This window comes from Arcticibacter svalbardensis MN12-7 (assembly GCF_000403135.1).
In the GTDB taxonomy this organism is placed as follows: domain Bacteria; phylum Bacteroidota; class Bacteroidia; order Sphingobacteriales; family Sphingobacteriaceae; genus Arcticibacter; species Arcticibacter svalbardensis.
Genome location: NZ_AQPN01000058.1, coordinates 1 through 22,128 on the forward strand (window position 1 = coordinate 1; position 22,128 = coordinate 22,128).

Annotated in this window: 24 protein-coding genes; 8 read left to right on the forward strand and 16 right to left on the reverse strand. The window is 37.7% G+C overall.

Going from position 1 to position 22,128, the window contains the following annotated elements:
* Positions 1 to 7: 7 nt before the first annotated feature.
* The 7 genes from groL to miaB all read right to left on the reverse strand — a co-directional run bounded on the left by groL (position 8) and on the right by miaB (position 6,838).
* The gene (groL, locus tag ADIARSV_RS07050; RefSeq protein WP_016194752.1) at positions 8 to 1,645 is read right to left on the reverse strand and encodes a chaperonin GroEL; all 1,638 of its coding nucleotides are present in this window, start codon (positions 1,643 to 1,645) and stop codon (positions 8 to 10) included.
* Positions 1,646 to 1,676: 31 nt separating this feature from the next.
* On the reverse strand, positions 1,677 to 1,952 hold the full coding sequence (locus ADIARSV_RS07055) for a co-chaperone GroES (RefSeq protein ID WP_016194753.1): 276 nt from the start codon (positions 1,950 to 1,952) through the stop codon (positions 1,677 to 1,679).
* A gap of 165 nt (positions 1,953 to 2,117) precedes the next feature.
* Positions 2,118 to 2,465: a preprotein translocase subunit SecG gene (gene secG / locus ADIARSV_RS07060; RefSeq protein ID WP_016194754.1), complete on the reverse strand. Its 348-nt coding sequence runs from the start codon at positions 2,463 to 2,465 to the stop codon at positions 2,118 to 2,120.
* Positions 2,466 to 2,479: 14 nt separating this feature from the next.
* Positions 2,480 to 3,622: a hypothetical protein gene (locus ADIARSV_RS07065; RefSeq protein WP_016194755.1), complete on the reverse strand. Its 1,143-nt coding sequence runs from the start codon at positions 3,620 to 3,622 to the stop codon at positions 2,480 to 2,482.
* Between the two features lie 31 nt (positions 3,623 to 3,653).
* Positions 3,654 to 4,163, reverse strand: coding sequence for an LptE family protein (locus ADIARSV_RS07070; RefSeq protein WP_016194756.1), 510 nt, complete (start codon positions 4,161 to 4,163; stop codon positions 3,654 to 3,656).
* Between the two features lie 8 nt (positions 4,164 to 4,171).
* On the reverse strand, positions 4,172 to 5,404 hold the full coding sequence (locus ADIARSV_RS07075) for a sigma-54 interaction domain-containing protein (RefSeq protein ID WP_016194757.1): 1,233 nt from the start codon (positions 5,402 to 5,404) through the stop codon (positions 4,172 to 4,174).
* A gap of 15 nt (positions 5,405 to 5,419) precedes the next feature.
* Positions 5,420 to 6,838: a tRNA (N6-isopentenyl adenosine(37)-C2)-methylthiotransferase MiaB gene (miaB, locus tag ADIARSV_RS07080; RefSeq protein ID WP_016194758.1), complete on the reverse strand. Its 1,419-nt coding sequence runs from the start codon at positions 6,836 to 6,838 to the stop codon at positions 5,420 to 5,422.
* A 135-nt stretch (positions 6,839 to 6,973) separates the two neighbouring features.
* On the opposite strand from miaB, the gene ADIARSV_RS07085 reads away from it, so the two are divergent.
* Together ADIARSV_RS07085 and ADIARSV_RS07090 are read left to right on the forward strand one after the other, a co-directional pair.
* Positions 6,974 to 8,875: a hypothetical protein gene (locus ADIARSV_RS07085; protein ID WP_040299382.1), complete on the forward strand. Its 1,902-nt coding sequence runs from the start codon at positions 6,974 to 6,976 to the stop codon at positions 8,873 to 8,875.
* 225 nt (positions 8,876 to 9,100) lie between these two features.
* Positions 9,101 to 10,213 (forward strand): Fic family protein, encoded by a 1,113-nt coding sequence (locus ADIARSV_RS07090; RefSeq protein WP_040299384.1) that lies wholly within the window; start codon positions 9,101 to 9,103, stop codon positions 10,211 to 10,213.
* 17 nt (positions 10,214 to 10,230) lie between these two features.
* Here ADIARSV_RS07090 and ADIARSV_RS07095 read toward each other — a convergent pair whose 3' ends face one another.
* The 3 genes from ADIARSV_RS07095 to ADIARSV_RS07105 form a co-directional block, all read right to left on the reverse strand.
* On the reverse strand, positions 10,231 to 11,295 hold the full coding sequence (locus ADIARSV_RS07095; RefSeq protein WP_016194762.1) for a branched-chain amino acid aminotransferase: 1,065 nt from the start codon (positions 11,293 to 11,295) through the stop codon (positions 10,231 to 10,233).
* Positions 11,296 to 11,414: 119 nt separating this feature from the next.
* Entirely contained in the window at positions 11,415 to 12,707 is a 1,293-nt protein-coding gene (locus tag ADIARSV_RS07100) for an HAD-IB family phosphatase (RefSeq protein ID WP_040299390.1), read from the reverse strand.
* Between the two features lie 29 nt (positions 12,708 to 12,736).
* Entirely contained in the window at positions 12,737 to 13,711 is a 975-nt protein-coding gene (locus ADIARSV_RS07105) for an NAD-dependent epimerase/dehydratase family protein (RefSeq protein ID WP_016194764.1), read from the reverse strand.
* A 61-nt stretch (positions 13,712 to 13,772) separates the two neighbouring features.
* On the opposite strand from ADIARSV_RS07105, the gene ADIARSV_RS07110 reads away from it, so the two are divergent.
* From ADIARSV_RS07110 to ADIARSV_RS07120, 3 genes are all read left to right on the forward strand, one after another.
* A complete protein-coding gene (locus ADIARSV_RS07110; protein WP_016194765.1) occupies positions 13,773 to 14,957 on the forward strand; it encodes a formimidoylglutamase in 1,185 nt (394 codons plus the stop codon).
* A 111-nt stretch (positions 14,958 to 15,068) separates the two neighbouring features.
* Positions 15,069 to 15,707, forward strand: coding sequence for a type IV toxin-antitoxin system AbiEi family antitoxin domain-containing protein (locus tag ADIARSV_RS07115; RefSeq protein WP_016194766.1), 639 nt, complete (start codon positions 15,069 to 15,071; stop codon positions 15,705 to 15,707).
* Positions 15,704 to 16,558, forward strand: coding sequence for a nucleotidyl transferase AbiEii/AbiGii toxin family protein (locus ADIARSV_RS07120; protein WP_016194767.1), 855 nt, complete (start codon positions 15,704 to 15,706; stop codon positions 16,556 to 16,558). Before ADIARSV_RS07115 ends, ADIARSV_RS07120 begins: the two co-directional genes overlap by 4 nt.
* On the opposite strand, the gene ADIARSV_RS07125 is transcribed toward ADIARSV_RS07120, so the two are convergent.
* The 6 genes from ADIARSV_RS07125 to ADIARSV_RS07135 form a co-directional block, all read right to left on the reverse strand.
* Positions 16,522 to 16,893, reverse strand: a complete 372-nt coding sequence (locus ADIARSV_RS07125; RefSeq protein WP_016194768.1) for a DoxX family protein — start codon at positions 16,891 to 16,893, stop codon at positions 16,522 to 16,524. The genes ADIARSV_RS07120 and ADIARSV_RS07125 overlap by 37 nt on opposite strands.
* Before the next feature lie 44 nt (positions 16,894 to 16,937).
* Positions 16,938 to 17,141: a hypothetical protein gene (locus ADIARSV_RS22415; RefSeq protein ID WP_016194769.1), complete on the reverse strand. Its 204-nt coding sequence runs from the start codon at positions 17,139 to 17,141 to the stop codon at positions 16,938 to 16,940.
* A 27-nt stretch (positions 17,142 to 17,168) separates the two neighbouring features.
* Complete coding sequence (locus tag ADIARSV_RS22420; RefSeq protein WP_016194770.1) at positions 17,169 to 17,396, reverse strand: hypothetical protein; 228 nt, start codon at positions 17,394 to 17,396, stop codon at positions 17,169 to 17,171.
* A gap of 2 nt (positions 17,397 to 17,398) precedes the next feature.
* On the reverse strand, positions 17,399 to 17,875 hold the full coding sequence (locus tag ADIARSV_RS22425) for a hypothetical protein (RefSeq protein ID WP_235048377.1): 477 nt from the start codon (positions 17,873 to 17,875) through the stop codon (positions 17,399 to 17,401).
* Complete coding sequence (locus ADIARSV_RS22430) at positions 17,869 to 18,462, reverse strand: ArnT family glycosyltransferase (RefSeq protein WP_016194772.1); 594 nt, start codon at positions 18,460 to 18,462, stop codon at positions 17,869 to 17,871. The genes ADIARSV_RS22425 and ADIARSV_RS22430 overlap by 7 nt, the downstream gene beginning before the upstream one ends.
* Positions 18,463 to 19,531: 1,069 nt before the next feature.
* The gene (locus tag ADIARSV_RS07135) at positions 19,532 to 20,161 is read right to left on the reverse strand and encodes a TetR/AcrR family transcriptional regulator (protein ID WP_016194773.1); all 630 of its coding nucleotides are present in this window, start codon (positions 20,159 to 20,161) and stop codon (positions 19,532 to 19,534) included.
* 164 nt (positions 20,162 to 20,325) lie between these two features.
* Here ADIARSV_RS07135 and ADIARSV_RS07140 point away from each other — a divergent pair, with 164 nt between their 5' ends.
* From ADIARSV_RS07140 to ADIARSV_RS07150, 3 genes are all read left to right on the forward strand, one after another.
* A complete protein-coding gene (locus ADIARSV_RS07140; RefSeq protein WP_016194774.1) occupies positions 20,326 to 20,859 on the forward strand; it encodes a hypothetical protein in 534 nt (177 codons plus the stop codon).
* Between the two features lie 23 nt (positions 20,860 to 20,882).
* A complete protein-coding gene (locus tag ADIARSV_RS07145) occupies positions 20,883 to 21,212 on the forward strand; it encodes a hypothetical protein (protein ID WP_016194775.1) in 330 nt (109 codons plus the stop codon).
* A gap of 264 nt (positions 21,213 to 21,476) precedes the next feature.
* Entirely contained in the window at positions 21,477 to 21,830 is a 354-nt protein-coding gene (locus ADIARSV_RS07150; protein ID WP_040299386.1) for a hypothetical protein, read from the forward strand.
* The last annotated feature ends 298 nt before the right edge of the window (positions 21,831 to 22,128 follow it).

Genomic DNA, 22,128 nt, shown 5'->3' on the forward strand with positions numbered 1-22,128 from the left:
GTGGGGACTACATCATTCCGCCCATACCGCCGCCCATAGGAGGCATACCACCGCCACCCTTTTCGTCTTCAGGGTCATCAGCAAGTACAACTTCTGTAGTTAACAGCATCGCAGCAATAGAAGCAGCATTCTCTAATGCAACACGACCTACCTTAGTAGGGTCAATTACACCAGCACCAATTAAGTTTTCGTAAACGTCAGTACGTGCGTTATATCCGAAATCTGCAGTTCCTTCTTTTACTCTTTGAACTACGATAGAACCTTCGATACCTGCATTTTCACAGATTTGACGAAGAGGTTCTTCAATAGCGCGGCGAATAATCTGGATTCCAGTATTCTCGTCTTCATTAGCACCTTTAAGATCAGCTAAAGCAGCAACTGCACGAATGAATGCGACACCACCACCGGCAACGATACCTTCTTCAACAGCTGCACGTGTTGCATGCAATGCATCATCAACACGGTCTTTCTTTTCTTTCATTTCAATTTCAGAAGCAGCTCCTACGTAAAGAACAGCAACACCACCAGATAATTTAGCAAGACGTTCCTGTAATTTTTCGCGATCGTAATCAGAAGTAGTGCTTTCGATCTGAGATTTAATCTGACTAACACGAGCTTTAATATCGTCACTGTTTCCAGCTCCGTTAATGATAGTCGTGTTATCTTTGTCGATTAGAATCTTTTCTGCCTGTCCTAAGTAAGTAAGGTCAGCATTTTCAAGCTTATAACCTCTTTCTTCAGAAATAACAATACCACCTGTTAATACAGCGATATCTTCAAGCATTGCTTTACGACGGTCTCCAAATCCTGGAGCCTTCACTGCAGCAACCTTTAAAGAACCACGAATCTTATTTACTACCAATGTAGCTAAAGCTTCGCCATCTAAATCTTCAGCGATGATTAATAAAGGTTTGCCAGTCTGAACTTGTTTTTCAAGAACAGGAAGCAATTCTTTCATGCTGCTGATTTTCTTATCGTAGATCAGGATGTATGGGTTTTCTAATTCCACTTCCATTTTGTCGGTATTGGTAACAAAATAGGGAGAAAGATAGCCACGGTCAAATTGCATACCTTCAACTGTTTTTACTTCAGTTTCAGTACCTTTTGCTTCTTCAACAGTAATCACACCATCTTTTCCTACCTTAGCCATAGCTTCAGCAATTAAAGAACCGATAATCTCATCATTATTTGCAGAGATAGACGCAACTTGTTTGATCTTGTTGTTGTCTTCACCAACAGTTTGTGATTGTTCCTTTAAGTTAGCAACAACAGCAGCAACTGCTTTGTCGATACCACGTTTAAGGTCCATTGGATTAGCACCTGCCGCTACGTTTTTAATACCCGCACCAACAATAGCCTGAGCTAAAACAGTAGCAGTTGTTGTTCCATCACCTGCAATATCTGCAGTTTTAGAAGCCACTTCCTTAACCATTTGAGCACCCATATTTTCAAGAGGATCTTTTAGATCAATCTCTTTTGCTACAGTAACACCATCTTTAGTGATTACTGGTGAGCCGAATTTTTTATCAATAATTACGTTACGTCCCTTTGGGCCTAATGTAACTTTTACTGCATTCGCTAACGTATCAACACCTCTTTTGAGGGCGTCGCGCGCTTCAACATTGTATTTAACCTGTTTTGCCATTTTTAATAGAAATTTAAAATTTAATTAGGTTTTATATTATGGCGTAAATGTCTGATTCACGCATGATCAAATACTCTTTACCTTCATGGGTAATTTCTGTACCGGCGTATTTGCCATATAATACTTCGTCTCCAACTTTAACTGTTAGAGGTTCGTCTACTTTACCACCACCAACTGCAACTACAGTGCCTCTTTGAGGTTTTTCTTTAGCTGTATCTGGGATATAGATACCAGATGCTGTTTTTTCTTCAGCAGGAGCAGCTTCAACTACTACTCTATCTGCGATTGGTTTAATACTTAGTGCCATTTTTATGAATATTAGTTTTGCTTATAAGGAGACAGTTTCTGTGCCAAAAAACGAAACGGTGTCATGCTGTCAGTGATTGTCAGGGCTTCAATTATTAAGAAACACCTTTTTTGAAAACAGAAAAGCCGCCTGTGTTACAGGCGGCTTTTCTAAGAAAATATTTTATTATTTTGAGGTATCTGTCTTCGTGCCGGGAAGTGCTGCCGGTGCTAAAGGTGCAGATACAGGAGCATTTGTTCCTTTGTTAATCTGGTTTTGAATCTCCTGAGCCGCTTTGCTTTGATTTGCGCCCTTAGGGATAATCACATTCGTGAATAATACCAATACCATTAAGGTTATAGTAAGTATCCATGTTCCTTTTTCCAAGAAATCACCTGTTTTTTGAACGCCCATAATGTTATTGGAGCCTGAAAATCCTGATGTTAAGCCTCCGCCTTTTGGTTCCTGAATTAATATAATCAATCCTAAAAGAAAGCAAATGATGATGGAAATAATAATAATAACGTAAAACATATATTTGTGATTAGCTAAATTTTCTTTTCTAAATGCTGAATTTGGCTTGCAAAGTAAAGACTTTTATCCGGATATTTCAAACTTAATTTCTTGTAGGTCTCAATTGCTTTATCAAAAAGCATCTGATCTACGTAAATCTGCGCTAATGTCTCCGAAACAAGGTCTAACTTGTCCTCCGAACTCTTTCTGGCTTTGTTTTCAGTATCCACCTTAGCCATAGATGGTGGTTTAATCTGAGGCTCTTCTTTAATGAAGTTTTCAATGATCTTCGTTTCCTTTTTACGCAGCTCAAACTCTACAGTTGGCGGCAATGCAACAGCTTGAATGGTGTTCAGTTCAGGCTGAATATGGAATATGTTTTCAATGATCTGCTGATTTAACTGAGGCGACTTTGCAGGCATCTGATTGGTCCTAACCGTCGGCTTTTGTGTATAAGGCTGAAAATCGCGTTCATATTCTTTCCTGGTTTTATGCAGCCACCATAGAAAAGTATTCGGCATCGTATCGTCGTCATACCGCGATACTTCTTCTGTTTCCTTTTTTTCTTCTGGTTGCAGCGGGTCCAGTTGAGATCTGTTAAACCTGAAATAATCGGATGAAGCTACACTTTGAAGAGCTAGTCTATCATCACTCTTTATTAGCGTTGCTTCTGTTGTAAGTATTTCTATATCAGGAATAACTGTTTCAATCGATTCCGTTAATCCCTGATCTGTCAGGACTGCTGGTTCTTCCTCTTCGAGCTGTTCTTCTTCCACTGCCAGGGATTCTGATTCCGGAGTGACCGTTTCAATCAGTGTTTCTTCGGGCTCATCGGGTAAAGCAGGTTCTACTTCTACTGAAACTATTACTTCAGGAACCACAGGTTCTTCAATACCCTCCGAAAGATCAATGTCGGTCTGGAAATATTGAGGCTCATTTATGAAACGGTATAAGATATCACGCTTGGGAGCATATACAGATGCCCTTTTTAAATAACTGTCATACGTATCCTTGCTCTCCGTCCGCAATGCAGAAGCATTAGCAAAGTGCAGCGGCTGGCAGTACGGAAACTTTAAAACAAGGTATTTCAATGCCGCTTTATCAGCATCTGTCCAATTATCCGAGGGAGATAAAAATTTAATAAATTCCCTGTTGCCTGATGCCTGAAGTTCTCTCACAATAATATTTTAAAAATGAATACCCTTCTCCTTACCAGTTCGCAAATGCTCTGTTGAAAATATCTTCAGTCAGCATTTTATTGATTAATCCGATCTGCGTTTGTTCCTGTGACTGTACATTACTTCCTTTTACTTCCGTAAAACGTGTAAAGCTTTGTTCAAAGCTAAGTTCATTATCAAGGGCATTCGTGAATTTCACACTTACCGTGATGGATATCCGGGTGGCTTCCGCGATCTCATTACCTGTTACTGCAACCGGTTTTATACTGTAATCAGTAATTCGGCCTTCAAAGTTGCCATCCGCGTTGTCACGTGTTATACTTAAGCTCGATTGATTACGGATGCGTTCTTTTAAAGCCTCTGTAAACTGCTGACTCAGGTTTGGAATAACCAGAGGCGCATTGTTTTCAAAAAACTGCACTGATACTGTTTTCATAGCCTCAGGTATAGATGCCCCTGTAAAGCTGTAAATTCCACATGATTGGGTCAGCAATATAAAAGGAATAAGAATCCAGAAAACTTTTTTTGAAATGATGTTCATTGCGTTACTTAACTCAGGTTTAACTCTTTTATTTTGCGATAAAGGGTCCTTTCGGAAATCCCAAGCTCATGCGCTGCAAGTTTACGTTTTCCTTTATGTTTCTTCAAGGCTTTTTTAATCAGATCTGATTCTTTATCGATTAGTGAGAGGGATTCTTCCACCTCTTCCGAATGGGGAACATAGTTGTACTCTGATTTTTTATCGTTTTCCATATTATGCAGCACAAGCGGAACAGCAGGCGCCATAGTTGGGAACTCTGTATTCTGATATAACTGCTTAACAATCTGATGGTTTTCTGCCATAGAACCTGAGTTGCCACCATTCTGAATGATTTCTGCTACCAGTTTCTTCAACTCCACCATATCACGCTTCATATCAAAGAGCACTTTGTATAAAATATCTCTTTCAGAAAAGTCATCCTTTGTGTCTCTGTTGATGCGCATCGGTAAGTTGTTTCCCGATTCCTGTGGAATATACTGCATGATACTCTGCGCATTTAAATTGCGATCCTTCTCCAGAACTGCAATTTGTTCAGCTACATTCTTGAGCTGGCGTACATTTCCTGGCCAGCTGTAGTTGGTCAGAATATGCTGAGCATCTCCGTCAAGTTGTACAGAAGGACTTCTGTACTTATGCGTAAAGTCGGCAATGAATTTTCGGAATAACAAATAAATATCTTCCTTACGTTCCCTTAAGGGAGGTATTTTCAAAGGAACAGTACTTAATCTGTAATAAAGGTCTTCCCTGAACTTACCGTTTCTAACCGCATCATAAACATCCATGTTCGTAGCCGCAACCACACGAACGTCTGTTTTTTGCACCTTAGAAGATCCCACACGTAAATATTCTCCCGATTCCAGAATTCGTAGAAGTCTGGCCTGTGTTCCCAAAGGAAGTTCGGCAACCTCATCAAGGAAAATAGTACCGCCATTTACTACTTCAAAGTAACCCTTACGCGCTTCATGCGCTCCCGTAAAAGATCCTTTTTCATGTCCGAAGAGTTCCGAATCAATCGTCCCTTCCGGTATTGCTCCACAATTCACGGCAATAAAAGGTCCGTGTTTACGCGCACTCATCTGATGAATAATATGCGAGAAAACCTCCTTTCCACTTCCACTTTCACCCGTAATCAATACAGAAATATCTGTAGGGGCTACCTGTGAGGCAATATCAATAGCCCGGCTGAGCAGAGGCGAACTCCCTATAATACCATATCGGTTTTTTATATCCTGAGTATCCATTTAGTCTAGCTGTAATTAAATAATTCTGCCGATCAAAGTAGCCGGAGTACAGCGTTCAATCAGCACATCCACATACTCGCCTGGTTGATAGCGTGCATCAACAGGGAATACAACAGTGGCATTTTTATCATTCCTTCCGGAGTAATCTAACTTTGATTTTTTAGAGAAATTCTCTATTAAAATGCGTTGGGTTTGTCCTAGTTGTTCAAGCAAACGCTCATGCGAATGCTTTTGTTGCAAACTGATCACTTCATTGAACCTGCGCTTTTTAACCTCTTCCGGAATATCATCCGTAAAACGTTTTGCCGCTAAAGTTCCCGGACGCTCGGAATACATAAACATATAAGCAAAATCATATTTTACATACTCCATCATACTTAGCGTTTCAGCATGTTCTTCTTCCGTTTCGGTACAAAATCCAATGATGACGTCTGTTGATATGGCACAGTCAGGCATGATCCTCCGAATACTTTGTACCCGTTCCATGTACCATTCCCTATCGTATGTGCGGTTCATAATATCCAGTACCCTTGAGCTACCTGATTGAACCGGCAAATGGATATACTTGCAAATATTATCGTACTTCGCCATCGTGTATAAAACCTCATCCGTAATATCCTTTGGGTGTGAAGTCGAAAAGCGAACCCTTAAGTCTGGTCCTATATTCGCTACCAGCTCCAAAAGACTGGCAAAGTTCACTCTTTCCAGTTTATCTACTGATTCCCATTTATACGAATCCACATTCTGACCCAGTAATGTGACCTCTTTATAACCCTGAGCATACAAGTCTATCGCCTCATTTACAATAGAATGTGCATCACGACTGCGCTCTCTGCCTCTCGTAAAAGGAACCACACAGAATGAACACATATTGTCACACCCTCTCATGATCGAGATAAAGGCTGTAATACCATTTGAATTTAAGCGCACCGGGCTGATGTCCGCATACGTTTCTTCCCTGGAAAGCAATACATTCACAGCTCTGTTGCCATCATCAACCTGATCGATCAGACCAGGTAAGTCACGATAAGCATCAGGGCCAATTACCAAATCAACCAGTTTCTCTTCTTCCAGAAATTTAGATTTCAGTCGTTCAGCCATGCAGCCTAAAACCCCAACCATCATTCCCGGCCTTTTATTTTTAACAGCACCGAATTCTTTCAGCCTGTTTCTTACTCTTACCTCTGCGTTCTCCCTGATGGAGCATGTATTTATAAATATTACATCTGCTTCTTTATAGTCAGAGGTAGTTTCAAATCCCATATTAGTCATAATGGAAGCAACGATCTCACTATCTGAAAAATTCATCGCACAGCCGTAACTTTCAATATACAGTTTCCTGCCATTGTTTTTCTCCCTGTTAGCCTCCAGAATCAGCGCTTCACCTTGTCTAGACTCATCATGATCTTTAACGCCTGTCTCCAGATTATACATATTTTATTAAATGAGAAGCAAATGTAGTAACTATTTATTTTAATTATGACATTGTGACAGGCCTTAATTCACGGTTTTAAGTAATTTTATGGACAAATGAAACAAGCTGACACCCCTATGGTTTATTTATAACTTATGGCCTCGTTTATTAGATTCTTTCTTAATTTCTGGAAGTGGATATTGATCATCATAGTGGTGCTTTTGATGATATTAGGAGGAGTAGCGTGGTATTTAAGCAACAAATGGAAGCCTCTGTTAGATACACAAATCAAACAACTTGTTCTCGATTCATCCGACAGTCTTTACCGGGTGGAATACACCGGATTAAAAATCAATCTTTTAACCGGTAACGCTTCCTTAAAAAACGTAAAGTTAATCCCCGACACTGCCCGTTATAAAGAACTGGAACGGCTAAAAAGGGCTCCTGATAATCTATATAACCTTCAGGTAGAAAGTTTTGACCTGGTCAGGTTTCATCCCAGCAGGTTATACGATAGCAGAAGGCTGAATATTAATAGCATTATCATTGATCATCCCAAGATGATCATAACAAATAAGAGACAGCCTTATAATAAAGTGGCTGATACGGTGAAGAAGAAGTCTCTTTATCAAATGATCTCAAAAGCACTTAAAGAAGTGCGCGTGGGCGAAATCCAGTTAAAAGAAATTGATTTTACATTAATTAATAACAGTAATAAAAAAAGCAAAACAACTGCTATCAAAAACCTTAATCTGAATGTGAACGATCTGTTGATCGATTCCTTATCCGAAAATGATAAAAACAGATTCTACCACACTAAAAATGTGGATATCGAATTGAAGGATTACAAAATAGCAACGCCTGATAGTTTATACTATTTAAAGTTCAAGAGCCTGAAATTTTCCACTTTGCAAAGAAAGCTGGTCTTGAATGGCGCCCAAATGCAGCCCAGATATACTATACCTGCTTTCTATAGAAAAGTAGGTATGTCTAAAGACAGGTTTGATATTAGCTTTAATCAAATTGTTGTTACCAATATAGATCTGGATCAGCTCAACAGAGAACAGCGCTTTTATGCAGGAAGGTTCATTCTTGCCGACGGAAAGATCTCTATTTATAATACGAATGCCTTTCCTAAACGGCCCTCTAACAAAACAGGTAAGTTCCCCCATCAGCAATTGCAAAAACTGGCACTCGACCTGAAAATCGACACGTTACAATTACGGCGAATTCAAATTTCATACCGTGAATTTAATCGAGTTACCGGAAAAACAGGGAGCGTCAATTTTGCAAATACCCGCGGTAACATCTACAATGTAACCAATGATGCAAAGGCACTAGCCAAAAATAAATTCATGCGCGCCCAGCTTTCCACCCTGTTTATGAGCAAAGCAAATTTATATGTGACCTTCAATTTTAACCTGACCGACAAGTTGGGGGCATTCAGTTCCACCGGAACGCTGGGTGCAATGAACGGAATTGCATTAAATCAAATTACCGATCCATTGGCCATGGTTCATGTGAAATCACTGAGCATTCGTAAAATGCAGTTTAATATCACGGCCAACCAAAATGTAGCCAGAGGAAGCATGCGATTTTACTATCATAATCTGAATGTGCAGCTTATGAAAAAGGATGTAGAAACAGGACTCGTAAAGAAACAGGGTTTCGTATCCGGTATCGCCAATACATTTGTCTTGAATGATTCAAATCCAATAGGGAAGGACAATAAGTTCACTGTTGGTAATATTTATTTTAAAAGGCCTGCAAGTTTTGCTTTTTTTAAATTCTATGTAAAAAGCGTATTGGAAGGAGTGAAAGGCAGTGTAGGGATCAGTAAAGAAAGAGAACAGAGTATTAAAAAAATCAGTAGAAAGGTATCCGGAATTATTAGTGATGTTAAATCCGGTATTGAGGCACTCAAGGCAAAACGTAAAGAGAACCGAATAGAACGCCAGGAGAAGCGCAAAATTAAAAAAGCTAAAAAAGAATTAGAGAAGGTGGAGGATCAGGAGAAAAAAGATCCGGAAGTAACACCAAAAGATAGTGTGCAGTAAGGCACTTGAAAAGCTTCTTTTATATCTAGTCTAGAGCTACTTAGTTGTTTTATATGTTCAATATTTTTAATAAAATGAACATATTGATGTTAAGTGTCCAACTGCTGTCAATAATAAAGCCATATGTTCATTTTTTGTTTAAAATGGACATACTTAACTTTTTGTCCAATATCTTTTGTTTATTTGCTTAATGTTCAATAATGAGCGGAAAATGGACACAAGAATATGGCTTACGACAGATCAAAACCGTTTAATGATTTACCCTTATTACCCCCCAACACTGAAATCGAAAACGATGTTGAAATTTTAAAAAAGCTAGTATCTGCTTCAAGAGCATTGGCTACAGTAAATATTAGCATCATGAGGTTACCTAATCCTTTAATGTTAGTAAATACAATTGCTTTGCAAGAGGCTAAAGCCTCCACTGCCATCGAAAATATTTTTACAACGGAAGATGCTCTTTACAAAGCTGTTTCAGATACAGTACAAGAGGATAAAGCAAACGGTGCAACTAAGGAGGTATTACGTTATCGTGAAGCTATGTGGGCTGGTTATCAACTAATTAAAGATGGGAATAAAATTGATTTAGAAAGTCTAATTGGCATTTTCAGGCAAATAAAAAATACATCATCGGGATTGCGATCGCCAGCATCACTTACTGTAATTCAACGTGGCCAAAGTGAATTTCGCTCAGGTGAGGTGATCTATACCCCTCCCCGAGGCGCTGGAGTATTGGAGAAGCTAATAGATAACTTATTGATTTATTTAAATGATGATCAGCAATATCCGACAGATCCTTTACTTAAAATGTGTTTCTCCCATTACCAATTTGAGGCCATTCATCCTTTTCCTGATGGAAACGGTAGAACCGGACGTATTTTAAACCTGTTATACCTAGTGCATTCAGGGTTATTATATCAACCTGTTCTATATTTATCTAAATATATCATTGTTAACAAAGATGACTACTATTATAATCTAGGCATCGTTACTCAAAGAGGCTCTTGGAAGCCATGGATATTATATATGTTGGAAGCTGTAGAAAAAACCTCTCAATTGACCAGTCAACTCATTGAAAGCATACTTGCTCAGATGGAAGCAACATTAATTCATGCAAAGCAATTAATAAAATGGTATACTAAAGAGGTAAACGAATTGCTTTTTAGTCAACCATATATTAAACCTAAGTTGATTGGCGACCAATTAAATATAACATCACGCACAACCCTCACGAAATATTTCGTTGATTTGGTTGATGCGAAAATATTAAGCCCCGTTAAAGAGGGCAAAGAGTTGTTTTATGTGAATGATGATTTGATCCGTATTCTCGAAAGTTAAATACGGATCAAATTCATTTATACTGTATAATTCCAATCAAACTTATCAGCCGTATGGCCGTATCTGATCTCATTAAGTGTTTTTAATGCTTTCTTCGAAAAATCAGCAGGACCCTGTTCCGGTAAATTATATTTTTCTCCATTTAGTGAAATAGAAGCAATAGGCGTAATCGTAGCAGCAGTACCCACTCCAAAAGCTTCAGTCATTTTACCTTCTTTCAAAGTTTCAATAACTTCCTTTACAGATACACGGCGTTCCTCAACCGGCATATCCCAATTGCGGGCTAGTGTCAGAATCGTATCTCTTGTTATTCCTTCCAGAATGGTATCTCTGGTAGAAGGAGTAACCAATACACCATCTATAACAAAAATAACATTTGCAGCACCTAGTTCTTCAATGTACGCATGATCCTTTCCATCTGTCCAGATTAGCTGATCGTAACCTTCTTTCAGTGCTTCCTGTGCCGGTAATAATGAACCTGCATAATTACCCGCAGCTTTCGCAAATCCAAAACCACCTTCACTCGAACGTGAATATTTGGTCTCTATTTTAACATTCAACGGTTTAGAGAAGTAAGACCCAACCGGACATGTCAACACAATAAATTTATATGTTTTAGATGGAGAAACACCCAGATAAGGATCTGTAGAAAACATAAAAGGACGTATGTATAACGAATCCCCAGCACTTTTAGGAATCCATGCCTTGTCCAGATCAACTAATGCAGCAATACTTTGAACAAAGATATCTCTTGGCAATTCCGGTGAACATAGTCGCACTGCTGATCTGTTAAAACGATCTGCATTTTTATAAGGACGGAATAAAGCAACTGACCCATCAGCGTGTTTATACGCCTTTAGTCCTTCAAAAAAAGCCTGACCATAGTGTAGAACAGACATAGCAGGACTGAAAGACATGTCACCATAAGGAACGATTTGAAAATTCTTCCATTCACCATCCTCATAATCGGCAACAAACATGTGATCAGAAAATGTTTTTCCAAAAGACAGGTTTGAGAAATCTACTTCATCTATTCTGGAAGTAGCTGTTTGAGTAATTTTTATATCTAGCGTATCAATCACGACAAGTATTAGTTTAATGTTACTATATACAAACTTAATGGTTTTTAAATAGTATTCATAGTTAAAATAGGGTCTTTTTTAACCCTAAAACGGGTAATTCCTTATAAAATCAGCATATTTTAGTACAGTATCCTGAATTTGATGGTATGCTCAATTTCCTTTAATTCCGTCAATACATGTTTATCATACCGGATGCTAACGTCTGTAATCGCATAGCCAATCTGTGCATTTGTCATTAGAAACTGACTCGAGATATTGATATTATGATTGGCATATACCTGGTTAATCTGTGCCATAATTCCAGGCAGATTCTTATGGATATGGATTAACCGGTGTGCGTTGCCCACTTTAGGAAGTTGCAGACTAGGGAAATTAGAGCTTAAATAAGTATCCCCTTTATTAATAAAATCAGACATCCTTTTAGGAATAAACTTCGCATTTCTTGGATTCATTTTATGATCATCAAAAATAACGATGCCCATTTCCGTAGCAATGTCATGCGATAATTTATGTCGGCTAATACCCAGATAGCCAATTGTTTTCAACTTTACAGCCTCCAATAAATTGGCATCACTTACCTTTTCGCCATCAGCAAGAAGCAACATGCCTACATCCCCAATATACTTCTCTTCAAAAGTTTCTTTATGACGAATAGAAAATCCATCCTTCTTCAAAGCCAGAATAGCCTCTTCCGGAACAGCACCTACTATAAGACACAAGATTCGGTTTTTAGGATAAGATATCGCCTGAGGAAGTTTGTTCACATATAAAAACTCATCAAAGCTAGGCGTAATATGATCTGCTTTTTCAAGGATACTCTGCCGGGAAATATTTTCCGTAAAGGCATAGAACTTTTGAATCAAACCTGATTCTTTAAGCTGCAAATCTGAATGTCCATCACCGATCCCGAAAATATTTCCTTCCAGCTGTAATTTCTTCAGGAGGATCACTTTGCCACCTTCCTGTGAGAGTGGATTATCCTGATCATATCCTGTGATGTTGCCATTCTCGTCATAAGTGAAGGTATTGGCATAAATATTTTCTTTCTTGATGTGGAAAGGAAGTACAACAGGGGTAATAAATTCTTTAAAGCCTCCGGAAACAATCAGTATTTCATCAGCATGTTTTCTGAAGAATGCCCGGTTGCGGGAGAAAGAAGCCGACACTTTTTTCTTTAAAACACTAACCAACTTTATTAAGTGCTCTTCATTTGCATGGAGCAACTGAACGCGGGCAGTTAGACTTTCTCTAAAAGATAATCGTCCTTCCATCGCAGCATTAGTCAAGTCTGCAATCTTTTTATAAATTTCTTCACGGTCGGGGTGATGACTTAAAGAGATCCGGACCAGTTCATCTAATGCCTCTACCTGAGTAAAGGTGCTGTCAAAGTCAATAATGTAAAACGTTTTCATCTGTATATGCTCAAGCATGGAGAGCTGGGTCAAGAGGTTCTGAAATGATCAGTAATCTCATTAATAGACACAGCAATGGGTTTTAAAGTTAAATTAGGAAAGAACTGATGGAGTTTGTTAGCCGAATACAAAGCGTTCTGAAAAGCACTTTTAACGGTATCCCGTGTTAACTCCTGTTTCTTCCCTGTAAAAAGTGCCGCTAATGTAGCAAGCCATAAACCGGCAGAGAGTTGAAATTTACTGATTTCTTTTTTAGGAACAGGTATATTTAAGCGTTTAGCAATTTCTGCAAATAAGTTTTTATAGCTCCAGTTCGCTGAGTTGATAATAAAACGTTCCGATGTAATAGCGCTTTCCATAAGGGTAATCATCACTTTGGCCACATCTTCCACATCAACCAAGCCGAGCGATCCCGGCGTATAATAGCTAATTCCTTGGCGTACTAAATCAAAAAGCTTACCACTGCCTTCTTTTCCTGCGTTTTTACCAATAATAACGGATGGATTAACAATAACGGCGTTTAGTCCTTCGGCAATTCCCCTCCACACTTCCATTTCTCCTTCATATTTTGAAATAGAATAACCGTGCTGCGTACCGTTGAACTCCCAGATATCTTTTTCTATAACCGGGCTATTTGTTTTTGAATCGCCTAATGCGGCTACCGAACTAACATGAACCAGCTTCGTAATCTGATGACTTAAACATAAGTCAACAATATAAGCTGTTCCTTCCATGTTTACCCGCAGCATGTTTTTTTTATCACGACTGTGAAAAGAAATTAGTCCACAACAATGGTACACATGAGTGATCCCTTCAAAAGCCTTTTCTAAAGCGAAGTAATCCAGAATGTCGGCGTTGAACCATTCAATATCAGTAAGATTTAGTAAGATAGGAGGGATGGAAGAATTGCTGCGCTTCAAGGCTCTTACACGAAGACCTTGCCCATGCAACTGTTTAATTAATTCTGAACCTAGAAAACCTGTTGCGCCAGTAACTAATATCATCCTGCAAAAAATTGAATTTGCTATCAAAAGTAACTGAATTAAATGGATATTTGGAGCGAATATGTCTTTAGTTGATTTTTTCGTCCCTGTAGACGACCGTAAATTCGGAACAGAAGCAGGTTTTTTCACTAGTCAGATTGGTGGCCAAGTGCATGTTTTTACAAAAAACTTCCCTGATATTGAGGAAGGTAAGGTAGATATTGCCTTTTTTGGGGTAATGGATGATCGCCATTCGGTTAATAATCAGGGCTGTGCCATTGGGCCGGATTATATCCGTCAGAAGTTATACGAACTATACGCCGGTAGTTTCAAAACGCGGATTGTCGACCTTGGCAACATCAAAGCAGGCCATACCGTGACCGATACCTACGTCGCTGTAAAAACAGTGGTCGCAAGTTTGATCAAGAAAAATGTAGTACCGGTTATAATTGGTGGAGGGCAGGATCTCACCTATGCACAATATATGGCCTACGAGGAGTTGGAACAAAAAGTCGACCTGGTTGTGATCGATAACAAATTCGATCTCGATGAACTCAGTGACGACCCTTCTTTAGAAGCAAATTCAAATTCCTATTTAAATAAGATCTTTTTACATCAACCCAACTACCTGTTTAATTTTAGCAATATAGGCTATCAGACCTATTTTGTCAATCAGGATAGTCTCCGCGTTATGGAGAAACTGCTGTTTGACGTAAACAGATTGGGCGATTTTCGGAATAAGATGTCCGTTGCAGAACCCATTATTCGTAATGCAAGTCTCCTAAGTTTTGATATTTCAGCCATACGAGCATCCGATGCACGCGCCAATGGTAATGCAAGTCCCAACGGATTTTATGGAGAAGAAGCCTGCCAGTTATGCCGCTACGCCGGAATGAGTGATAAGCTGAGCTCCATTGGTTTTTACGAATTCAATCCCGCTTTTGATACCCATGGTCAAAGTGCCATGCTCCTTGCCCAAATGATCTGGTATTTCATTGAAGGCTTCTACCAGCGCAAACGCGATTTTCCATTACAACCCAAGTCGCAATATCTCATTTACCGCTCCACTTTAAAAGATAACTCGCATGAGCTTGTCTTTGTGAAAAGCAAAAAGTCAGACCGCTGGTGGATGCAGGTCCCTTATCCAAACGGACACGCAGGAAATGAGCGTTACCATTTAGTGCCTTGCCAGTATGAAGACTACCAGGAGGCAGTATCAGGACAGATGCCTGATCTTTGGTGGAGAACGTATCAGAAGTTGATATAAGAAAGATTATTACCATCTATATTTAATATCTGCTATAACTCAATATATGTAAATATTTAAATAGATAATCGAAAATAAACCGATTATCTATTTAAATATTTACATTTGATTATGGATATTAATCAAATGGTTAGGCAGTATTCCTCACAACCAATAACCCATCAATTATTGATGTCCTTTCTCAAAGATTATAAACGTCCAAATGATAAAATTAGAGCGTTGAAGTCTGAAGGAGTTATTGAGTCAATAAAAAAAGGATTGTATGTTGCAGGATCAAAAGTTACACCTTCGAAACCAGAAAATGGACTTCTTGCAAATCATATATATGGGCCGAGCTATGTTTCAATGGATACAGCTTTGGCTTACTACGGTTTAATTCCCGAACGGGTGTATGAAATTACATCGATGACAATAAAAGCTTCGAAAGAATTTACTACACATTTAGGCATCTTTACCTATACACATCTTCCTTTACCTTATTACGCATTTGGATTAAATAGAATAGAATTATCCAGTGATCAGTATGCTATTTTTGCTTCACCTGAAAAAGCATTGTGTGACAAGATTGTAAGCACATCTGGAATAGTACTAAGAAGTATAACACAGGCTTCAGCTTATTTGTTAGAAAATTTGAGGATGGAAGAACATTCCCTAAAAGACATGAATACTGATATGATCAATACGTGGCTAATGGATGCTCCAAAGAAGGAGAGCCTGATAATGGTTATGAAAATGATTCAAAACTTATGATTAAAGAATGGCTGGAAGAATACAAACCTACCAATCAGCAGGATGCTAAGGATGGGTTAAGAGAGATCATGCAGGAAATTGCACTGGCTGCATTATCTCGAGCAGGCTTTTTTGAAAAGGCTTCTTTTTATGGCGGAACAGCACTTAGGATGTTCTATGGCCTTGGTCGCATGTCTGAAGATCTTGATTTTACTTTGTTATCCACAGATTCGGATTTTTCATTGAATCAATATCAGGATTCGATCATCAATGAATTTAACTCGTTGGGTATGCAGGTAAGTATAAGGGAGAAGCACAAAACAAATAAAACCAACATAGATTCTGCATTTCTGAAATCTGAAACAGTCTGGAAAGAACTAATACTGGAAAATATCATTCCGCAAAGCGGTTTTAACCAGGTGGCTAATATCACTATAAAGATTGAAGTAGACCGTGATCCGCCATTAGGATTTGACACAGAAGAAAAGCTATTATTAAGACCTTTTTCTTTTTATGTTAAATGCCTCACATTGCCCAATCTTTTCGCTGGGAAAATGCACGCTTTGCTCTTTAGGAAGTGGGGGACGAATGTAAAAGGCCGCGATTGGTATGACATGGAATGGTATATCCGGAAAGGTGTAGTGCTAAATCTAAAGCATTTCATTATCAGGGCAAAAGATAGCGGCGACTGGGACAAGGATGATATCTCTGAAGCGGAATTTAGGGAGTTACTTAAAGAAAAAATAGACTCGGTGAAATTCGAGTATGTTTTAAATGATATAAGGCGTTTTATTAAAGATCAGAAGGTTTTGGATATTTGGTCTCCACAATATTTTCATGACCTGGTGGGTAAACTTAAAGTGTATGTATAAGCCCAGTAAATAAACACTATTTGAAGTGGTAACCGTGCCACAGCTACCCATAGATACGGATTATGCTCCGCTTTAAAATTCTGCATCATTTGCCAATTGGCCGGAAATACAGCCAAAAGTAACAGGATAATACCCCATGCTGCATAAGGTCTTGATTTTACAGGAATCAGCAGTAATGCAAACAATATTTCGCAGACCCCGCTGATGATTACTAATTGATAATGCCAACCCAGCCAAGCCGGCATTATATTCATGTACACATCCGGATGTATGAGGTGAATTAAACCTGCAAGTACGTATATGGCTACCATCAGGTAAAGGAAAAATGTCTTCATTTATTATTATATAATACGAGTTCGAAGGTCGGCAATATATCTTGTTACTTGTAATTTAGATTTTCCTCAGCCTCAATCCTGATTCTTTTATTGATGTCAACTTTAGCACCTTTAAGCACATAGATACGAATGGTGTATTCTCTTGCATACTTGTTAATTCTTTTTGCAGACAAATACACTTGCTTAAACAAAGGAATCTCCCTTTTTCTTCCTGGATCGTCATCGTAATACCCTTTTACCAGAACCACATCGTTAATTTTTTGATCATATCTTAGCTAGTTCACATAGTCTGCGTCAAAAGAATGTGCTTGTATTTTTTTGTTTTTTTTATAGTAATTGATTGCACCTGCCTGTCCATAGTTATCGCACAATATAAGTGTGCGTTCTAAATTGGGCAGTCCTTCACAAACCGAATCGACTTTTTCCGCTAATTCTTTCCAACCCAGCATGTCCGCATAATCCTGAGGTATTGCATGTTCTTTCCCATCTTCCCAGCGAAGCATTCCTAAATCTGATACTTCTTTCCATGTTGAGCAATATATTCAGGTCCTTTATTCGGAAACGCAACCTTATACATGGGAATAAATGATAAAACAGGAAGGGCAATTAGAACAGGTTGTAAATATCTTTTCCATCCAAATTTTAATTGATCTGCAAGATATACAGAACCAAAGGCTATATAAATGGGGTATAACCCAATAGCGTAATAGTCTTTGGCTTTAAAGTACATGAAAAACAGAATGGTAAAAATGATGGACCAGAAGAATGAACGGTAAGGTTTGAAGGGTTTATAAAACAGCAATGCAATTACTCCTGAAATAATAACCACAAAAGCACCGGCAAAGAAAAGGACTTGCGATTTCAAAAATGCTAGCCTATCTACATTTACCAACTGCGTTTGAGCCAACTCCTTCATATGGTGAACTACAGGAAAATTATTCGTGTATTGCCATATCAGGTTAGGAGCGATTAAAACTAACACCAGTAAAACAGACCAATAGAACTTTTTTCAAGAAAGACTTTCCGCTGTTCCGTTAATAAAATGGCTGGTAGAAATCCGATCATTAAAAAAACAATGTTGTACTTGTTTAAAAAGCCAAGCGCAAAAACGATGGCCGCAACAAACAGCCATTTAGTATTCTTGGTATTGAAATACTTAATTAGGATGAAATAGAAAGCCGTCCAACTCAGAACATCAAATGAGTTTGGCTGAAATAAAGTGTTTAACCGTAATAGGGCAGAGAATAACACGCAAACTATGCCTAGTATTTGTGCATATAGATTTCTGTTTAGCTCTTTAATAGCTTTCCATACAACCACCATGGTTAATGCACCGAAGAGTGCAGGGAAAAACTTAACCCAAAATACGCCATTGCCTAAGACTTTTATGATGAGTGATACCCAGGATGTAAATGGCGGAACCGATACATATCCCCTGGCTAAATGATTTGCCTGGTCAAGGTGAAGGTATTCATCCCTTTGAAGGTCATATTGAGGGCTAATTAGAACATATTGCAGCAGGAATTTCAACACGATAAAGCCGGGTAGGATTAAATTCTTTTTAGTCATCAGATGAGGTTTTGAAACTACCAAGTCCTATGCGGAAACACGACAGGCTATTTGGGAATCCCTATTTATATTTAATCAGCACAACAGTATATTTATGGATGCAATTTAAGGTAAAAGCTTTAAAAATGAGTGTGACCGCTAATAAATCTAGATAACAAAAAAATAGTGGTTTTGATGATATCACTATTGATCAAAAGCAAAATTTATAGCTTAACAGAGTAGTTTGCTCGTGCTACTAAGTCTCACTCCTCTTAATCATGATGTAGCTCTTGAAGAAGGGAAGTAGGGAACGAGTTCCCATATACATTGCTGTTTAAATCCTTCTTATTGTGTATATGGCTCTTAAAGTAAAGCAAAAAGCAGAAGTAATCCTCTGCTTTTTGGGCTGCGGAAGATGGGGACACGTCCGATCAACCACAATATAAATATAAGAATATTTATATCAGTTCCTTCTATTATTGGATATGACTCTTAAAGCGCATTAACGATCATCAGGAGGTATCCACAAACATGTTTCAATACTTCTTAATCTTAATATGTCTCTTGAAGCCGCCCCGCAACTAGTGCAAATTAATTGCTAAATCAGTTAGATAACTGGTTTTATGTTAAATAGACGGTTTGATTTAGCTATCTGATTAGGAAAACGAAGTGTGTCAGGAAACGACCGTTAAATGATAAAGTTTGAATAGTAAAATGATATTACCAAGGAGATTTGTCATTGCATTTATTTACAAAGAGCAATTCAAAAACGAACTAGTCCACCAAATGACTAAGATCAGTGAGGTGAGAGTCTAGATCTATGTCGTAGAAACGAAGGTTTCATGATATAAACTTTGGCGCAATAGGATTTTTTATTTTAGAGTATGCTTAATAATATGGACTCCAAAAAAAAATGCAATAACAAAGTCGTGGTAATTTTTCTATTTTTCTTTAATTTACCCTAAGAACAAGAAAACTAAGAGAAGATTATTCCAAATTTCGAACTTTGTTACCAACTGCATCCAATTTATTATAAAATGGATTTTGATAATTCTAATTTTACAACTGCATATCCGATAGTAGATTAGCCTCAATCATTATAAGTTTTTTCTAAAATTAAACTAATAGCTTTTTTTATTCTATCCATGCCTTCCTGAGTATTCAGATCAATCTCACAAAAAAGAGAATCGGTTGATTTTGCATGAAGTACCAAATAGTAGATACCAGCAACAAGCAGGGCTGATACAGCTCTTAGGTCAACGCCCCGGGCTTTCAGTTCTACATCAGATAAGGTGAAGAAATTCTTACTAAGCAATTCCCTTTCTTCGCAAACCTCTTTCATGATTTGTGTGCTTTGACTGATTTGCCATAAGACTATCTTTTGCATTTCCTCATTATTGCAAAAATAGTCTAGTTGGTTGTGAAGCAAAGATTCAATTATGGGTCTAGTATTTTCACCTATATTGACCTTAATCATTTCCACAGCATCTCCAGCAGCAGCTATCCAGTAATCTTTACTTCTAACATATGTTTCTATGAGATTGTCAATAGTACCGAAGTATAGGGTAATCAACCGTCTGTTTAAATCCGCAGCACCAGCAATATTGGTCGCCGTTAGTCCTGTATATCCTTTTGTTTTAATGATTGTTCCAACAGCTTCGATGAGCTTTTGCATTGAGCGGTCCTTATTGTTTATTTCTCCCTGATATTTCTTTCTCATCTAATTCTATATGTTTTCAGTAAAATATAAAAATAAGATAAAGTTGATAGTATTAAAATTCCCACATATGAGAATTTTACATAACTTAGTGCTACGTTCATTAAAAAAGTATCGTTTTTAAGAAATACTATCAAGGTGAAGCCAATGTTTAAAAAATACAAGTGATGAAAAAGAGACCATTTAAGAATATTTTGCCTTTAGCTTTTTCAATATTATTTTTAATTGGATCCTGCAGCAAAGAAAAGCCTGATCCTATTATCGAAAAGCCTGATCCTGAACCTGCCGTATTTTATGAATGTCCAGATGGTGATAAGTATAAAATGTTAATGGATACAATAGTCATAGACGGTAAGGGTGATTTATATAGAATAAATAGTAAAATAGGAGATAATTCGATACTTTTCAAATACGCACAAATACCATTAGGAATATGTGCTAAGGCAGTTGATTGGTATGGGAATGCAAAATTTAGCCCAGTGTCAGCGCTTGTTAAGACAGAGGAGGGCAAGACAAGAGAGATGATATGGTATCTAAATGGATATTTTAAAAATGTGATTCTACCTGAAGATATTAAAAGGATTTTAACGTTTACTGAGGGACAGAAAGCAACATTTGAACTCACACTGTTGAATTTTAATGAGGATGTCATACAGAGAATTCCTTTAGTTATCATTTATCACGAGAAATTTCCGAAGTAGTGAAACTATTTAAACCTATAAGCATGAAAAATATTATCTTTCTCTTTTTCGGCATTTTAATTTTCAGCTCATGTAAAAAAGATATGATCACAGTTTCGGAAAGCAAAACATATTCCGAAGTAGGTTACAAAGGCTCCGATGAAATCTACGATGGTGGTGGTCTTTATGTGCAATTGAATCCAAACGGGAATGCCGGATTTAAATTGGGGGGAGACGCTATCTATCCTGCTACTTATAACATTACTGGAAGTACCTTAAAAGTGTACTGGAACGACAAGACCTACAAGTTTAAAATTCTGTCTGGAGACGAAATCAAATATGATAATAGAACACTGCGTCTGATAAAGGAATAGATTAATGACAGGCTCATTAATGAGTTTTTGATAATTGATAGAATCATGCTTTTGTTCTCAATCTTATGACTCTATAGAATGAATTAACTAGTTTTTTTGATCACACAAGTAGGGAAGAGTTATTAAAAAGGGTCGAATGGTGAGACAGTCGCTTTCATAGTATCAAATAAGGAACGATTAATAAAAAATAATGAATAATGTTGTCGTCAGGATTTTATTTCTAAGTGAATTTACAGAATATAAAATTCAGAACATCTTGTATATATGAAGAAACATTTGCTTATACTTATACTTTTCCAAGGTTTAATTGCTCTTAACGGTAAGCTTGCGTACGCTCAAGAACCATCGAAAAGTCTTACACCCAGTATTGCTACGAAGATTCCGCCTGGCCCCTGGTGTCTGGTTATGATAAACAATCAACACTACACTATAAACTGCAGGTTGATTGATAGCTTAATCAAACCAAAATCGATTAAATCTTTAAAAGTTGAGAAGGAAGGTGGAGGTGCTGCCATATATGGGTATAGGGCAGGAAATGGAATAGTGGTTATTGAGATTCAAAGGCGATATTGGAAATCGGAGTTTCCGAAGCTTAAGCCTTATCTCAAAAATTTGTAGTGATAATTTCTCTCAACTTTCAATTCCTTTTGGTACCAATTATGGCAAAGAGAAGAATTATCTAAAAAACGAAGCTTTATTGAAATTCCTTATCACTATTCTGTTTTTCTTGTAAAGTGTGGGACGTCTCAGGAAAAGACGGTTTTTTGATAATCATTATATGAGATACACCTTTAAACAATCAGTCAGATATGTACCTGATGATATTTTTTATTGTGTCTTAAATAATCTTCAATGGTGATTTTATGTAAATTTACGACGCTGTTAGGCGATATTACAAATGCTGAAATATAAGTAG

Excerpts from the sequence above, each read along its gene's own strand:
- ADIARSV_RS07145 (WP_016194775.1), top strand. The coding sequence starts at position 20,883 with ATGAAAAATATTATCTTTCTCTTTTTCGGCATTTTAATTTTCAGCTCA.
- ADIARSV_RS07120 (WP_016194767.1), top strand. The coding sequence starts at position 15,704 with ATGATTAAAGAATGGCTGGAAGAATACAAACCTACCAATCAGCAGGAT.
- ADIARSV_RS07075 (WP_016194757.1), bottom strand. The coding sequence starts at position 5,404 with ATGGATACTCAGGATATAAAAAACCGATATGGTATTATAGGGAGTTCG.
- ADIARSV_RS07090 (WP_040299384.1), top strand. The coding sequence starts at position 9,101 with ATGGCTTACGACAGATCAAAACCGTTTAATGATTTACCCTTATTACCC.
- ADIARSV_RS07150 (WP_040299386.1), top strand. The coding sequence starts at position 21,477 with ATGAAGAAACATTTGCTTATACTTATACTTTTCCAAGGTTTAATTGCT.
- ADIARSV_RS07125 (WP_016194768.1), bottom strand. The coding sequence starts at position 16,893 with ATGAAGACATTTTTCCTTTACCTGATGGTAGCCATATACGTACTTGCA.
- ADIARSV_RS22430 (WP_016194772.1), bottom strand. The coding sequence starts at position 18,462 with ATGACTAAAAAGAATTTAATCCTACCCGGCTTTATCGTGTTGAAATTC.
- ADIARSV_RS07100 (WP_040299390.1), bottom strand. The coding sequence starts at position 12,707 with ATGAAAACGTTTTACATTATTGACTTTGACAGCACCTTTACTCAGGTA.
- miaB (WP_016194758.1), bottom strand. The coding sequence starts at position 6,838 with ATGTATAATCTGGAGACAGGCGTTAAAGATCATGATGAGTCTAGACAA.
- ADIARSV_RS07115 (WP_016194766.1), top strand. The coding sequence starts at position 15,069 with ATGGATATTAATCAAATGGTTAGGCAGTATTCCTCACAACCAATAACC.
- ADIARSV_RS07105 (WP_016194764.1), bottom strand. The coding sequence starts at position 13,711 with ATGATATTAGTTACTGGCGCAACAGGTTTTCTAGGTTCAGAATTAATT.
- groL (WP_016194752.1), bottom strand. The coding sequence starts at position 1,645 with ATGGCAAAACAGGTTAAATACAATGTTGAAGCGCGCGACGCCCTCAAA.
- ADIARSV_RS07110 (WP_016194765.1), top strand. The coding sequence starts at position 13,773 with ATGTCTTTAGTTGATTTTTTCGTCCCTGTAGACGACCGTAAATTCGGA.
- ADIARSV_RS07085 (WP_040299382.1), top strand. The coding sequence starts at position 6,974 with ATGGCCTCGTTTATTAGATTCTTTCTTAATTTCTGGAAGTGGATATTG.
- secG (WP_016194754.1), bottom strand. The coding sequence starts at position 2,465 with ATGTTTTACGTTATTATTATTATTTCCATCATCATTTGCTTTCTTTTA.
- ADIARSV_RS07055 (WP_016194753.1), bottom strand. The coding sequence starts at position 1,952 with ATGGCACTAAGTATTAAACCAATCGCAGATAGAGTAGTAGTTGAAGCT.
- ADIARSV_RS07070 (WP_016194756.1), bottom strand. The coding sequence starts at position 4,163 with ATGAACATCATTTCAAAAAAAGTTTTCTGGATTCTTATTCCTTTTATA.
- ADIARSV_RS22420 (WP_016194770.1), bottom strand. The coding sequence starts at position 17,396 with ATGCTTCGCTGGGAAGATGGGAAAGAACATGCAATACCTCAGGATTAT.
- ADIARSV_RS07135 (WP_016194773.1), bottom strand. The coding sequence starts at position 20,161 with ATGAGAAAGAAATATCAGGGAGAAATAAACAATAAGGACCGCTCAATG.
- ADIARSV_RS07140 (WP_016194774.1), top strand. The coding sequence starts at position 20,326 with ATGAAAAAGAGACCATTTAAGAATATTTTGCCTTTAGCTTTTTCAATA.